The sequence below is a fragment of the Dactylosporangium sp. CS-033363 genome, assembly GCF_050942475.1.
Taxonomy (GTDB): domain Bacteria; phylum Actinomycetota; class Actinomycetes; order Mycobacteriales; family Micromonosporaceae; genus Dactylosporangium.
This window is the reverse complement of sequence record NZ_CP192032.1, coordinates 8,088,105-8,101,837: the sequence shown is the minus strand read 5'-3', so window position 1 is coordinate 8,101,837 and position 13,733 is coordinate 8,088,105. Positions and strand designations below refer to the sequence as shown.

Here is a 13,733-nt window from a genome sequence, read left to right as displayed (position 1 = left end):
GCGTCGCTGGCGGCCGGAGCTCAGCGGTCGTCGCGCCGGGCCGGCCAACCTGCCTGCGTCGCTGGCAGGCGGAGCTCAGCGGGCGTGGCGTCGCGGTGGGCAATCTGCTGAGGGCGCCGGCCGCCTGCGCTCAGCCGATGGCGAGTTCCGGCTCGACCTCAACTGGCGCGGCGGCTCGCGCGTGCACCTGCGCGACGCCGCGCGCGGGATGCGGCGGGACCTTCACCGGGGCGGCCGCTTCCACCGGCGTGAAATCTTGCACCCGGTTACCTTTTGCATCGGCGTGAAATCTCGCACCGAGTCACCTCTTGCACCGGGGCGACCTCTCGCACCGGGTCACCTCTCGCACCGGGGTGACCTCTCGCACCGAGTCACCTCTTGCACCGGGGTGACCTCTCGCACCGAGTCACCTCTTGCACCGGGGTGACCTCTCGCACCGGGTCACCTCTTGCACCGGGGTGACCTCTCGCACCGGGTCACCTCGTGCGCCGGAGTGCCTTCTTGCACCGGGGTGACCTCTCGCACCGGGGTGCCTTCGTACACCGGGTTTCCTTTTGCACCGGGTTTCCTTTGCACCGGGGCGATGTTTCCGGCGGCGGCGCGACAGCCCGCATCGTCACTCGCGCCACCGGACGGGGCTGGGCGTTCCGGTCGGCGGTCTATGCTCGGCCGGTGACCGACTTCCGCCGGGCCGTCGAGGCGCGCGATCCCGAGGCCATGGCCGCGTGCCTGGCCGACAACGTGGTGTTCCGGAGTCCGGTGGCGTTCCGGCCGTACGAGGGGCGGGCCATGGTCGCCGCCATCCTGCGCGGGGTGCTGCGGGTGTTCGAGGACTTCCGGTACGTGCGCGAGTTGAGCGGTGACGGCGGGCGGGAACATGCGCTCGTGTTCGCCACGCGGATCGGGGACGTGGCGGTCGAGGGGTGCGACTTCCCGCACCTGGACGAGCACGGCCGGATCGACGAGCTGACCGTCATGGTCCGCCCGTCGTCGGCCGTGCAGGCGCTGGGTAAGGCGATGGCCGCCCAGTTCGACCAGATCAAGCGCGAGGCCGTGCAGGGCTAGACCGCGGTGCGCGACCAGAGCTGGTTGTTGCCCCCATTGCACGTGTACTGCGAGATGTCCACCCCGTCGCCCGTCCCCGCGCCGACGACGTCGAGGCAGCGGCCGCTGTGGCGGGCGATCAGCTGGAAGTAGCTGCCGCTCGCCTGCCAGCGCCACTGCTGGTTGGTGCTGCCCGCCGCGCAGGTGTACTGGATGACATTGGCGCCGTCGGCCGTCGAGGCGCCGGCGACATCGAGGCACTTGCCGCTGTAGCGGTTGACGACGCGCACGTAGCCGCCGCCCGCGTCCTCGAAGGACCACTGCTGGTTGGCGCCGCCGTTGGCCGCGTACTGCTTGACCTCCGCGCTGTTCGCGATCGACGAGCCGACGACGTCCATCACCCGGCCGCTGTTGCGGTTCGTGACCCGGTAATGGGCCAGCGGGGTGTTGGCGCCGCCGTCCAGGCCCCACGAGTAGCGCAGCTGGTCGCGGCCCGAGCTGTTCGTGGTCGACACGCTCAGGTTCGTTCCGCTTCCGGTCAGCTCCTGGAGGCGGTACGGGTCGGCGGTGCGCACGCCCGGCCAGTACACGGTGCCCATCCCCAGCGCCCGGGCCTCGGCCGCCGTGCCGCGGATGAAGGCCACGAAGCTGTCCGAAGTGGACGGTGCGTCGTAGTTGCGCCCGTCGGTCATCGGCGCGCCGAACTCGGTGACGAGCGTGCGGCTCGCGTAGGGGCCGACGCTCGTGCGCAGGCTCTCCCGCCACGCGTCCTCGGTGAGCCGGCCGGTGTCGAAGAACTGGTACGTGTGCCGGGAGATGAGGGTGCCGGAGAAGCGGCTGTCGTCCCCGATCGTCGTGATCCTCTGGTTGTACCCCGCACCGCTCACGATGACCCGCCCGCGCGGCACGCCGGGGTAGTTCGCGAGCCATTGGGCCGCGACGTTCTTCCAGTCGGCGTCGGAGTAGCCGTGCGGCTCGTTCATCGGCTCGAAGTACACGCCGGCGTTGCTCTGGTATTTCGTGACGATGGTGGACCACATCGACCAGAACTGGGACAGGTTGTCGACCAGGCCGTCGCGCGAGTTGTCGGCCTCCCAGTAGCTGAGGATGACCCGCATGCCCTTGCTCGTGGCCTTGTCGATGGCGCCGGTGTAGGAGCTCCAGTAGGCGCCCGACACGGTGGGGTAGTTCACCGGCATCCGTACCGTGTTCGCGCCCAGGTTGTTCTGGAAGCCCGTGAGGATCCGGTCCGCCTTGGTCTGCGTGGTCGCGTAGCTGTCGGAGGTACTCAGCCCGCCGAGCACGAGCGTGTCGTTGACGAAGTTGTCCCGCTGGTCGGCCCAGTTGACCCCGCGGAAGTCGGCGGTGGCGGCCTGGGCGGGCGTGGCCAGGGCGACCACGGCGCCGGCCGTGAGCAGGAGAGCCGCGGCCAGCGCCGCGATCGGGCTTCGCATGCGAGCACCTTCGATCCATCGATGTCAATGTCCGTATGACATCGGAATGGACGAGGGCGGCGGGCGCCACGATCCGAACGCAGAAGGTCAGAACCGTTCAGAACCGAACAGCCCGCGACGAGTGCCGCTCCACCAGCTCGGGCGCGACCAGCACACGCTGCGAGGGCCGCCGGTCGCCGTCCAGGAGCCGCGACACGATCAGCTCGACGGCCAGGCGGCCGACGTGGTGCCTGGGCGGGCGCACCGCGGTCAGGGCGGGCTCGGCGAGATGGGCGGTGTCGTCGTCGTACGCGATCAGGGCCAGGTCGCCGGGGATGACGACCCCGTGCTCGGCACACCCCCGGGCCACGGCCGCCGCGTCGGGTTCGCCGTGTACGACCAGTGCCGTCAGCCCCGCCCGCCGGACCTCGGCCAGCAGGTCGCGGACGGTCCCACCGGCGAGGATCGGACCGTCGACGCCCAGCTCGGCGCAGGCGGCCCGCCAGCCCGCCCGGAGCTGCCCAGCCGGGGCGTCCGGGGCGTGCGGCGTGCCTGGCGTGCCCGGGGTGTGTGGCGTGCCCGGCGTGCCTGGCGTGCCCGGGGCGTGCGGGGTGTGCGGCGAGCTCGGCGTGCCCGGGGCGTGCGGGGTGTGCGGCGAGCTCGGCGTGCCCGGGGCGTGCGGGGTGTGCGGCGAGCTCGGCGTGCCCGGGGCGTGCGGGGTGTGCGGCGAGCTCGGCGTGCCCGGGGCGTGCGGGGTGTGCGGCGAGCTCGGCGTGCCCGGCGTGTCCGGGGCGTGCGAGGCGTGCGAGGCGTCCGAGCCCAGGGCCAGCCCGATCCGGCGGTGGCCGCGCTCGTGCAGGTGGTGCACCGCGATCTCGGCCCCGAGCGCATGGTCGCAGCGCACCCACTCCAGCTGCCGCGGGGTGGCGGTCCACCGGCTCGGCTCCCGCTCGACCAGCACGGCCGGCACCGGCAGCCGGCCGATCCAGCCGGCCATCGCGGCGTCGAGGGCGGGCGCGAGCAGCAGCCCGTGCACCTCGCCGGCCAGCCCGGTGATCTGCCGGCGGTCCTCCTCCGGGTCGCCCGCGGAGCCGCGCAGCCGCAGCGTCACCCCGAGCGCGGCCGCCGCCGCCCGGGCTCCGGCCACGATCGGCGGCCAGGAGAAGTCGAGCGACGGTACGACCATGCCGACGGTGAACCGCGTCCGCGCCGGTCGCGCGGCCCGGGGCGCGTCGCGGGGCAGCGTGGCCCCGCCGTGGACGCGGGTGACGAGGTTGCGCGAGGCGAGGGCGGCGATGTCCCGGCGGATGGTGAGCTCACTGACGCCGAGTTCCCGGGCGAGCGCCGCGACCCGCACCGAGCCGGAGCGGCGCAGCTCGCTCAGCAGCCGCTCGTGGCGCTGCACCCCGAACAGCCGATCCGCCATGGCACCCGCTAACATAGGTGCCAGCCGATACCTAGTCAAGCGCGATGTGAGCGGTCTCCTCCGCGAGGGCGGCGAGGCGGTCCAGGGAGGCCTGCAGCTTGTCGGCCGTGGTCTCGTGCGCCCTGGGGATGCGGCGCTCGTCGGTGAGCTGCGTCCAGTCGTACGTGTGCGTGGCGCGGGTCCGGCCGTCGTCGAGCGGCTCGAGCTCCCACCGCCACAGATGCCCCGGCTGTGGCTGCCCCGGCTCGCTGGGCCGCCACGCGATGCGCCGCCCCTCGACGAACTCGACGACGTGGTTCTCGCGCACGGCCCCGCTGGTGATCGACATGCGGAACACCTCGCCCACGGCGCGCACGCGCTGGCCGGCCGCCGCCTCCTGGAGGTTCCCGTTGCCGTCCCAGCGGGGCTGCTGAGCGGGGTCGGCGATGAGCTCGAAGAGCACGGCGGCCGGTGCGGCGATGTCACGGCTGGCGGTGACGACTCGGGTCATCCGCCCATCTAACCCCCGAGGGACGCCGCCGCCCAACGCCGAGGGGCGCCCGCCGCCCAACGCCGAGGGGCGCCCGCCGGGCTAACGCCGAGGGGCGCCCGCCGGGCTAACGCCGTGGGGCGCCCGCCGGGCTAACGCCGTGGGGCGCCCGCCGGGCTAACGCCGTGGGGCGCCCGCCGGGCTAACGCCGTGGGGCGCCCGCCGGGCTAACGCCGTGGGGCGCCCGCCGGGCTAACGCCGTGGGGCGCCCGCCGGGCTAACGCCGTGGGGCGCCCGCCGGCCGACGCCGAGGGGCGCCCGCCGGTCTAACCCCCGAGGGACGCCGCCGCCGAGGCGATTTGCGCGGCGAACGTGCTGACCTCGGTGTACACGCCGGGGTAGTTGGGTCGTGCACAGCCGTTGCCCCAGCTCACGATGCCGACCTGGAGCCACGCGTTGGCCGCGTCGCGGCGGAACATCGGGCCGCCGGAGTCGCCCTGGCACGTGTCGACGCCGCCCGAGGTGTAGCCGGCGCAGATCTCGTCGCCCGGGATGAGGTCCGGGTAGGAGTTGTCGCAGGTGGCGTCGGGCACGAACGGGACCGTGGCCTTGAGCAGGTACCGCTGCTGCCCGCCGCCCTCGGTCGCCGCGCCCCACCCGACGATCGTGAACGTGCCGGAGTTGTAGCTGGTGTTCGTCGCGACCGGGAGCGTGGCCAGCCCGGTGACCGGCGTCGCGAGGCGGATGAGCGCCCAGTCCTTGCCGTTGCCGTTGTAGCCCGGCGCCCGGTACACGTAGTTGGACCGCACCGTGATCCGGCTCGACGACTGCAGGTCGACGGCGCCGAGCGTGGCCGTGATGCTGGTGTTCGTGCCGGTGCGCCCGACGCAGTGCGCGGCCGTCAGGACGAGCCGGCTGCTGTACAGCGCGCCGCCGCACCCCATCGACAGCCGCACCATGAACGGGAACTCACCCTGCGCGGCGCGCGTGCCGCCCACGACCGACTCCCGCGGGACGCCGGCGTGCGCGCCGCCGGGCAGCACCCCGACGATCGCGGCGGCCACGGCGAGCGCGGCCAGGACCTTTCGAACCATCCGGAACCCTCCCCAAACTCGTACGGTCTGGAGAGAACGATATGCATCGATCTACCGGCGAGCCTCATAGCGTCTGACTCATACTTCCCGCGCGGTGGATGTCGAGGACCGGCGGGCGGCTCCGACCGTTGGGCAAGAGGCAAGGCCACAGGGAAGGGGTTGGACATGGGCAACGTCGTCGTGGACATGGCCGCGTCACTGGACGGGTACGTGACCGGGCTCAATCAGCGGCTCGAGGCGCCGTTCGGGGACGGGGAGGTCGAGAAGGACCTGCACAGCTGGATGTTCGACACGGCCGAGGAGAACACCGCCGAGCTGGAGGCGATCACCGACGCCGGGTCGTTCATCATGGGGCGCAACATGTTCAGCCCGGACCGGGGCGCGTGGGACCTGGACTGGCGGGGGTGGTGGGGGCCGAACCCGCCGTACCATGGGCCGGTTTTCGTGCTGACCCACCACGAGCGCGCGCCGCTGGAGATGGAGGGCGGGACGACCTTCCACTTCGTGACCAACGGCCTGGCGGAGGCGATGAAGCTGGCCCGGGAGGCGGCCGGCGAGCGCAACATCAGCGTGTGCGGCGGGGCCCAGACCGTGAACCAGTGCCTGGCCGCCGGGCTCATCGACGAGCTGCGGCTGCACGTGGCGCCGGTGCTGCTCGGGCGGGGCGGGCGGCTGTTCGAGGGGATCGGGCGGATCGGGCTCGAGCAGGTGGGGGTGCGGCAGGCGACGCGGGTCACGCACCTGCGCTATCTCGTGCAGCGCGACTGAACCGCTACGCTCTGGGACCGATGGAGTTCAGCATTCTCGGCCCGGTCGCCGTGACCGCGAGCGGCGCGCAGCTGCCGATCGGCGGCCTGCGCGACCGGCTCGTGCTGGCCGGGCTGCTGATGCGGGCCGGGCGGCCGGTCGGGGCCGACGAGCTCATCGACCTCGTGTGGGACGACCCGCCGGGCACGGCGCGGCAGCAGCTGCGCACGGTCGTGCATCGGTTACGGAACGTCATCGACGGGGTCGGCGGCCCGGCGGTGCTGCGGACCGTGGCGGCGGGGTACCAGCTGGACGTACCGGCGGAAAGCCTCGACGCCGTGCGCTTCTCGGCCGGGGTGAGCGACGCGCGGCGGCTCGTGGCCGGCGGGGCGCTCGCGGAGGCGGTCGAGGCGTTCCAGCGGGCCCTCGGCCTGTGGCGCGGTCCGGCGCTGGCCGGGCTGCCCGGGACCGTCATCGCCGGGCACGCCGCCGGACTGGAGGAGCAGCGGCTCGCGGCCGTCGAGGAGTGCGCCGACGCGGAGCTGCGGCTGGGCGAGCACCGGCCGCTCATCCCGCGGCTCCAGCAGCTGGCCGCCGAGCACCCGGTCCGCGAGCGGCTCGCGGCGCTGCTCATGACCGCGTTCGTGCGCGACGGGCGGCGGTCCGAGGCGATCGACGTGTACCAGTCGCTGGCCCGCCGGCTCCGCGAGGACCTCGGCATCGATCCGGGCGAGCAGGCCCGGGCCGCCTACCTGGCCGCCATCGCCGAGCCGGTCGGGGCCGGCGCCGCCGACGCGCCGCGCTTCCTGCCGCGGGCGCCGCAGCGGCTCGTCGGGCGGTCCGGCGAGCTCGAGCGGCTGCTGGCCCTCGACGCGCCGGTCGTCGCGGTCATCGACGGCATGGCCGGGGTCGGCAAGTCGGCCCTCGCGCTGACCGCGGCCCACGCGGCGGGGGAGCGGTTCCCCGACGCCCGGCTGTTCATCAACCTGCGCGGGCACAGCGAGCAGCCGCCGCTCACCGCCCACGAGGCGCTCGGCACGCTGCTGCGCCAGCTGGACCCCGATCCGCGCGGAGTGCCCGATCAGCCGGCCGACCGGGTCGCCCAGTGGCGGGCCCGGCTGCGGGACCGGCGCGCCGTCGTCGTGCTCGACAACGCCGCCGACAGCGCGCAGATCGAGCCGCTGCTGCCGGCCGGCGGCGAGGCGCTGGTGCTGGTCACCAGCCGGGCCCGGCTCAGTCCGGAGGGCGGCGCGGTCTCCGTCTCGCTGGAGCCGCTCGCCCCCGACGCCGCCGTCGAACTGCTGCGCCAGACCGCCGACGAGCGGGTCAGCGACGACCCGGAGGCCGCGGCGGCGATCGTCGCGCTGTGCGGGCGGCTGCCCCTCGCGATCCATCTCGTCGGGCACCGGCTGCGGCACCGGCCGCAGTGGACGCCCGGCATGATGCAGGCCCAGCTGGCCGCGGCCGCCCCGGCGCCGATCACCGTCAGCGTCGAGGGGCGCACCACGGCGGCCGCGTTCGCCCTGTCGTACCGGCACCTGTCCGAGTCCCGGCAGCGGTTGTTCCGCAGGCTGGGCCTGCACCCGGCCGGGGCGTTCGCCGTGTGGGCCGCCGCCGCCCTGGCCGAGCTGCCCGCCGACGAGACCGAGGACCTGCTCGACGACCTCGTCGAGGCGAACCTGGTGCAGGCCGATCTCCCCGGGCAGTACCGGCTGCACGATCTTCTGCGGGTCTTCGCGGCGAGCCTGGTGGGCGACGAGGAGCGCGCATCGGCCACGGTGCGGATGCTCGACGCCTATCTGTCGGTCCTGACCGACGCCGGCCGGCGCGGCGAGGTCCGCCGGTGGCAGCCGCGGCCACGGCCCTTCGGCTCGGCGGCGAGCGCCGCGACCTGGACCTACGCCAACTGGTCCACCATCACCGCGCTGATCGGGGTGGCCGAGGCGGTCGGCGCCCACCGGCACACCGCGCTGCTGGTGCGCATGGTGATCCGCCCGGCCAGCGTCGCCGGGCGCAACAGCGATGCCCTGCCCCTGGTCGACCGGGCCCTGGCCGCGGCCGACGCGCTGGGCGACGACGAGCTCGCGGCCGACACCCACAAGATGGCCGGGGCGCTGTTCCTCGCGGCCGGCCGCCCCGCCGAGTGCCGGGCGAGCGTCGAGCGCGCGCTGGCGCTGTACAGCCGGCTCGGGAACCAGCCGATGGCCGACAGCATGCGCGCGCACATGATCACGCTGCTGCGCCACGAGGGCCGGCACGGCGAGGCGGTCCGGGCCACCGAGGAGGCGGTCGCGCCGGCCCGGGCGACCGGTGACCGCCTGGCTGAGGCCGTCGCCCTGTCCGAGGGCGCGAACGTGCTGCACGAGCTGGGCCGCGACCGCGAGGCGAAGCCCATGCTCCTGGCCGCGGTGCGTCTCCTGCGCGACCGCAAGGACGACACGCTCAGCATCACGCTGGGCACCCTGGGCAGCGTGCTCACCACCCTCGGCGAGACGGCCGCGGCTACCGGCGTCCTGCTCTGGGCGATCCGGCTCAAGCAGCAGTTCGGCAACGTCGGCGGCGCGGCCGAGGCACTGAGCGACTACGGCCGGCTCCTGGCCGCCAACGGCGACCCCGAAGCCGGCCTCCGGCTCCAGCAGCTCGCGTACCGGCAGGCCAGCGCCCTGGACTACGACTACTTCGAGCCGCTCATCGGCAACCATATCGGCGCCACCCTCAGCCTCCTCGGCCGCTTCCCGGAGGCCGTCACCCACCACCGCAAGGCGCTGCGGCAGGCGCGGGCCCGGCAGTGGCCGTTCCAGCAGGCGCGCGCCCTCGCCGGGCTCGCCGTCGCGCTGCGCCCGACCGATCCCGCCGCCGCGGAGACGGCCCGGACCGAAGCGGTCGCCCTCGACCGCGCGATCGGCATCGACCTGACCCAGGCCGGACCGGCCGCCCCCGTTCGCGCGCCGGTCTGACCTGCGATCACATCGACCTGCTCCAGTCTGGCGGACCCGCATACCGCCGCCGTACCACGGCGATACTCAGGCCAGTGCGGCCACGTCGAGCCGGTGCCCGAGCCGGTCCCGCTTGGTCTGCAGGTAGCGGCTGTTCTCCGGCCGGTCGAACGTCGGCAGCAGCACCTCGCTCGCCACGACGATCTCCCCGGCGCGCAGCTCGGCCGCCTTGCGCGGGTTGTTGGACAGCAGCGCGACGCTCGCCACGCCGAGGTCCTGCAGCACGTGCACCGCCTCCTCGTAGGAGCGGTCGTCGATGCCGTGCCCGAGCTGGAGGTTGGCGTCCACGGTGTCGGCGCCCTCGGTCTGCTGGAGGACGTAGGCCCGCACCTTCGACATGAGCCCGATGCCGCGGCCCTCCTGGCGCAGGTACACGATCACGCCCCGGCCGGCCGCCGAGATCTGCTCGAGCGCGTAGTGCAGCTGCTCGTAGCAGTCGCACGACAGCGACCCGAAGATGTGGCCCGTCAGGCACTCGGACTGCACGCGCACGACGACCTCGTCGGCGCCCACCACCTCGCCCATGACCAGAGCCATCGTCGGGGTCTCGGGGTGATCGAAGGGGTAGCAGCTGAACTGCCACTGCCCTTCGTGCGTGCGCAGACGGGCGGTCACCTTTTCCATGTCGACTCCCTTCCCTGGTAGACGCGGAGCTAGGCCCCACCATCGGACCGGAGGGAGGCGCCTGTCAACGTCCGGGCAGGAGGGCGGCCACCAGGTCGCGCAGCGGGCCGGCGAGGGCGTCGCGGTCGGCCGACTGCAGGGGCTCCATCGCGCCGACCGAGCGCAGCAGCACGATGCCGAGGGAGGCGGCGAGCACCATCTGCGCGCGCAGCAGGGTGTCCGGGTCGCCGGGGGAGTTGCCGGTGGCGGCGGCGAGGCGCTCGGCCGACATCCGCAGCACGCCGCGGCGGATCTCGTCGGCCCGCTCGTCGCCGGAGGAGCGCAGCAGCAGCATGAGCTGGCTCGGCGGGCCCTCGGGGCCGATCCGCGCGGCCTGGTCGGCGATCACCAGGTGCACCTCGGACAGCGGCACCTCGCCCGTCTCGCGCCGCAGGTCGTCGACGGCGGCGGTCAGGCAGGCCTCGAACAGGCCCTCCTTGGACTCGAAGTACCGCCCGATCAGCGCCACGTTCACGCCCGCCTCGTCGGCGATGTCCCGCAGCGTGGTGGAGCTGTAGCCGTCCCGCGCGAACCGCCGCCGCGCGGTCTGCAGCAGCAGCGCCCGCGTCTTGGCGCTGTCGCGGCGGCGGGTCGGCGGAGCGGTCATCCGATCACGGTACCCGCCGGTGCGTAGTTGGCCCGGCGTACCCGCAGCAGCCAGTCCTCCACCGCGCGCTCGTCGGGCTGGTCCGGCAGCGGCGACGGAAGCCCCGCGAAGTCGGCCTCGTAGCGCGCGAGGGTCCGCCGCGCGAGCTCGATGTCGCCGGCCGCCACGCTGTCGCCGAACGCGCGGAACGCGGCCGGATCCTCGAGCCGGATCAGCAGCTCGCCCGTGCGGTACAAGTGCAGCCCCTGCCAGCACAGCCGGAGCAGATGGCGGGCGTGCTTGGCCGTCCGGCCCGCCGTCGCGGAGGAGAAAGTGTTGTCGAGCTTGCGGAACTGCTGGGTCGCGTAGCCGAGGTACGAGTCGCGGATCCGCTTGGCCGACAGGAACGCGCCGCGGATGCCGATCAGCTCGTCGCCGAACGCGGTGCGCACCTCGTAGAGCTCGGCGGGCAGCCACATCAGCTCCGACACCGTCGGGTTCCCGCCGAGCGCGAGCCGGCAGTACTTGCCGGCCTCGTGCCGCGTCACGTCCGGCGCGCGGCTGACCTGCGACTCGGCCGGCGTGTGCAGCCCGAGCAGCGCGACCGTCGGCGCCGCGAACAGGCCGAGCCGGTCGACGTCGGAGTCCGGCCCGGCCAGCCCGTAGGCGGTCGAGCCGACGATGCCCTGCAGCATGATGGTGTGCTCCACGCTGCCAGGGTGCCGTCCGCCGGCACCGCTGTCGCGTCAATTCCCGGAGCGCAGCAGGGCCACGCACAGGCCCGTCAGATGCTCGACCAGCGGTTCGGCCGGGTCCCGCATGTCGTGCCAGACCCAGTCGATGAGGACCTCGGAGACGCCGGCGATAAGGGCCAGAACCGTTCGCTGGTACCGCACGTGCTCCTCCCGAAGCCGCGGCGCCAGCGGCGCCAGCAGCCGCCCGAACAGCTCCGCCTCCTCGCGCAGGACTCCCCGCCGGCGCAGCTCCATCCGCGGGGCGTTGATGTAGACGACCCGCGCCCGCTCGGGGTTGTCGGCGAGCAGGCGCACGAGGGCCGCGATCATCGGCCGGAGCGCGTCGTCGAGCCCGGCCGGGTCGCGGGGCGCGGCCGCGGCGATCCCGTCGAGCAGCCACCCGTTGACCTCGCGGTGGATGGCGAGGGCGAGCGCCTCGCGGTCGGCGAAGTGGTCGTAGAAGTACCGCTTCGAGACCCGGGCCACGCTGCACACATCGGCGACGGTGACGTCGTCGTAGTCCTTGGCCGCGAACAGCTGCACCGCCGCTCCGACCAGCCGTTCACGCCGGTCCGCGGCACGTTCCTCACGGGTCTGCCCCCCGTAGGTCTCGCCGCGCCCGGTCGGCCGCTCGGCCAACCGCCACCTCCCCGGTCCTACCGCCGCCCTCGGAAATGTGGACACGGTACCCGAAGATCGCACTCGGCATTCACCCGGACTTTCCGGAAGATCGCGGCAACGTTTCCATGCACCTTTCACACCGGGCCGGTGCTCTCCCGGATCACCAGGGAGGTGGCCAGCTCGACCCGGGACGGCTCCACCGGCTGGCCCGCGGCGAGCTGCAGGACCATCTCGGCGGCGGCCCGGCCCATGCCCGCGAACGGCTGCCGGACGGTGGTCAGCGGCGGCCCGCACCAGCGCGCCACCTCGACGTCGTCGAAGCCGACCACGCTCAGGTCGGCGGGGACCCGCAGGCCGGCCCGGCGCGCCGCCTCGTACACCCCGATGGCCTGCAGGTCGTTGCCGCACAGGACGGCCGTCGGCCGGTCGCGCAGCGCGAGGAGCTGCGCGCCGAGCGCCTCGCCGTCCTCGAATGCGAACGGCCCGCTGCGCACCAGGGCCGGGTCCAGCCCGACGCCGGCCGTCTCCAGCGCGGCCCGGGCCGCCTCCAGCCGGGCCCGCGAGCACATGAACTGCGGCGGCCCGGTGATCACCCCGATCCGCCGGTGGCCGAGGTCGAGCAGGTGCCGGGCGGCGGCGATCCCGCCCGACCAGTTCGTGGTCCCGACCGAGGGGGTGTCGTGCACCGGCTCGCCCGTCGGGTCGACCACCACGAGCGGCACCCCGCTGGCCGTGAGCTGCTGGTAGTACTGCCCCCGGTACGCCGAGTGCACCGCGATCACCCCGGTCGGCCGGCGCGAGAGCAGCAGGTCGGCGGTCCGCCGCCCGGCCCGCGGCGCGCGCCCCTGCAGGTCGGTGAAGCCCACCGTCAGCCCGCGGTCGCGCACCACCTCCTCGACCCCGCGCAGGATCTCGACCGCGAGGTGGCTCTCCAGCCCGGAGAACGCGACCTCGACGATCGGCAGCGCGCTGGTCGCGTCGGTGCGCCGGTAGCCGTGCTCGCGCAGCAGCGCCTCGACCCGCTCCCGGGTGTCGACCGCGATGCCGGACCGACCGTTCAGAACTTTCGAGACCGTCGGCGGGGACACCCCGGCCAGCCGCGCGATGGTCGCCACGGTCACCGCCCCGCGGGTCCGCCGCCCGGCTCTGCCCTGCGAGTTCGCCTCGGTCACGCCCGCATCATAGGCCGCCGGTGTCTCGCCGATCGGCCCGTCGGCGGACCCATTGACGAACGTCGGTGCCGATCGTACCGTGAGGCAACATTTCCGGTAACGCCCCCGATCGTTTCGAAACACCGGAGGCCCGCATGCCCGGCCACGTCGCCCTGACCTTCGACGACGGCCCCGACCCGGCCTCCACCGCGGCGCTGCTGGCCGCCCTGCACCGGGGCGGCGCGCGGGCGACGCTGTTCGCGATCGGCCGCAACGCCCGCGCGTACCCGCGGCTGCTGCGCCGGGCCCGCAACGCCGGCATGTGGATCGGCAACCACAGCTGGTCCCACCCCGACCTGACCCGCCTGACCCCGGCCCGCGCCCGCGCGGAGATGCGCCGCACCCAGGCCGTCCTGCGCCGGGTGGGCGGCGTGGAGCCCCGGCTGTTCCGCCCGCCCTACGGCGCCACCGGCGCGGCCGTGCGCGACGCCGCCGCCCGGCTGGGCCTGACCGAGGTGCTGTGGGACGTCGACTCGCGGGACTGGGCGGGTGCCAGTGCGGACGACATCGTGGCGGCCGCCGCGGAGCTGACCGACGGCCAGATCATCCTGCTGCACGAGCGCTGCCCGGCCACCCTGGCGGCGGTCCCGCGCATCCTCGCCGGCCTGCGTGCGCGGGGCCTGCGCCCGGGCCGGATCGATCCGGGGACGGGGCGCGTGACGGGGGAGTAGCGCCCCTCGATGGACGCGGCGGGTGTGGTGCTGGGGCT

General features: G+C 74.2%; 14 protein-coding genes. 4 read left to right on the top strand and 10 right to left on the bottom strand.

From position 1 onward, the window contains the following. Nucleotides 1-130: 130 nt before the first annotated feature. Entirely contained in the window at nt 131-262 is a 132-nt protein-coding gene (locus ACQPZ4_RS37475; RefSeq protein ID WP_433046783.1) for a hypothetical protein, read from the bottom strand. 410 nt (nt 263-672) lie between these two features. On the opposite strand from ACQPZ4_RS37475, the gene ACQPZ4_RS37470 reads away from it, so the two are divergent. Next, entirely contained in the window at nt 673-1,065 is a 393-nt protein-coding gene (locus ACQPZ4_RS37470; protein ID WP_433046780.1) for a nuclear transport factor 2 family protein, read from the top strand. Here the strand turns inward: ACQPZ4_RS37470 and ACQPZ4_RS37465 are convergent. The 4 genes from ACQPZ4_RS37465 to ACQPZ4_RS37450 form a co-directional block, all read right to left on the bottom strand. Then, the gene (locus tag ACQPZ4_RS37465) at nt 1,062-2,498 is read right to left on the bottom strand and encodes an RICIN domain-containing protein (RefSeq protein WP_433046777.1); all 1,437 of its coding nucleotides are present in this window, start codon (nt 2,496-2,498) and stop codon (nt 1,062-1,064) included. The two genes, ACQPZ4_RS37470 and ACQPZ4_RS37465, sit on opposite strands and share 4 nt — an antisense overlap. 97 nt (nt 2,499-2,595) lie before the next feature. Beyond that, nucleotides 2,596-3,903: a substrate-binding domain-containing protein gene (locus ACQPZ4_RS37460; RefSeq protein ID WP_433046774.1), complete on the bottom strand. Its 1,308-nt coding sequence runs from the start codon at nt 3,901-3,903 to the stop codon at nt 2,596-2,598. Between the two features lie 31 nt (nt 3,904-3,934). Beyond that, nucleotides 3,935-4,393: an SRPBCC family protein gene (locus tag ACQPZ4_RS37455; RefSeq protein WP_433046771.1), complete on the bottom strand. Its 459-nt coding sequence runs from the start codon at nt 4,391-4,393 to the stop codon at nt 3,935-3,937. A gap of 305 nt (nt 4,394-4,698) precedes the next feature. Then, nucleotides 4,699-5,466 carry a S1 family peptidase gene (locus tag ACQPZ4_RS37450; RefSeq protein WP_433046768.1) on the bottom strand — a complete coding sequence of 256 codons (768 nt, stop codon included), beginning with the start codon at nt 5,464-5,466 and terminating at the stop codon, nt 4,699-4,701. Nucleotides 5,467-5,631: 165 nt separating this feature from the next. Here ACQPZ4_RS37450 and ACQPZ4_RS37445 point away from each other — a divergent pair, with 165 nt between their 5' ends. After that, nucleotides 5,632-6,234 carry a dihydrofolate reductase family protein gene (locus ACQPZ4_RS37445; protein WP_433046765.1) on the top strand — a complete coding sequence of 201 codons (603 nt, stop codon included), beginning with the start codon at nt 5,632-5,634 and terminating at the stop codon, nt 6,232-6,234. Between the two features lie 20 nt (nt 6,235-6,254). Then, a complete protein-coding gene (locus ACQPZ4_RS37440) occupies nt 6,255-9,170 on the top strand; it encodes a BTAD domain-containing putative transcriptional regulator (protein WP_433046762.1) in 2,916 nt (971 codons plus the stop codon). Between the two features lie 66 nt (nt 9,171-9,236). On the opposite strand, the gene ACQPZ4_RS37435 is transcribed toward ACQPZ4_RS37440, so the two are convergent. The 5 genes from ACQPZ4_RS37435 to ACQPZ4_RS37415 all read right to left on the bottom strand — a co-directional run bounded on the left by ACQPZ4_RS37435 (nt 9,237) and on the right by ACQPZ4_RS37415 (nt 12,985). Next, nucleotides 9,237-9,833 carry a GTP cyclohydrolase II gene (locus ACQPZ4_RS37435; protein WP_433046759.1) on the bottom strand — a complete coding sequence of 199 codons (597 nt, stop codon included), beginning with the start codon at nt 9,831-9,833 and terminating at the stop codon, nt 9,237-9,239. A gap of 64 nt (nt 9,834-9,897) precedes the next feature. Next, nucleotides 9,898-10,479 (bottom strand): TetR/AcrR family transcriptional regulator, encoded by a 582-nt coding sequence (locus ACQPZ4_RS37430; RefSeq protein ID WP_433046756.1) that lies wholly within the window; start codon nt 10,477-10,479, stop codon nt 9,898-9,900. Beyond that, nucleotides 10,476-11,168, bottom strand: a complete 693-nt coding sequence (locus ACQPZ4_RS37425) for a nucleotidyltransferase domain-containing protein (RefSeq protein ID WP_433046753.1) — start codon at nt 11,166-11,168, stop codon at nt 10,476-10,478. Before ACQPZ4_RS37425 ends, ACQPZ4_RS37430 begins: the two co-directional genes overlap by 4 nt. Before the next feature lie 36 nt (nt 11,169-11,204). Continuing rightward, nucleotides 11,205-11,831 (bottom strand): TetR/AcrR family transcriptional regulator, encoded by a 627-nt coding sequence (locus tag ACQPZ4_RS37420; protein WP_433046750.1) that lies wholly within the window; start codon nt 11,829-11,831, stop codon nt 11,205-11,207. Between the two features lie 116 nt (nt 11,832-11,947). Then, the gene (locus tag ACQPZ4_RS37415; RefSeq protein ID WP_433046747.1) at nt 11,948-12,985 is read right to left on the bottom strand and encodes a LacI family DNA-binding transcriptional regulator; all 1,038 of its coding nucleotides are present in this window, start codon (nt 12,983-12,985) and stop codon (nt 11,948-11,950) included. A 134-nt stretch (nt 12,986-13,119) separates the two neighbouring features. Between ACQPZ4_RS37415 and ACQPZ4_RS37410 the strand changes: the two genes are divergently transcribed. Further along, nucleotides 13,120-13,695 (top strand): polysaccharide deacetylase family protein, encoded by a 576-nt coding sequence (locus tag ACQPZ4_RS37410; RefSeq protein ID WP_433046744.1) that lies wholly within the window; start codon nt 13,120-13,122, stop codon nt 13,693-13,695. Nucleotides 13,696-13,733 lie beyond the last annotated feature (38 nt).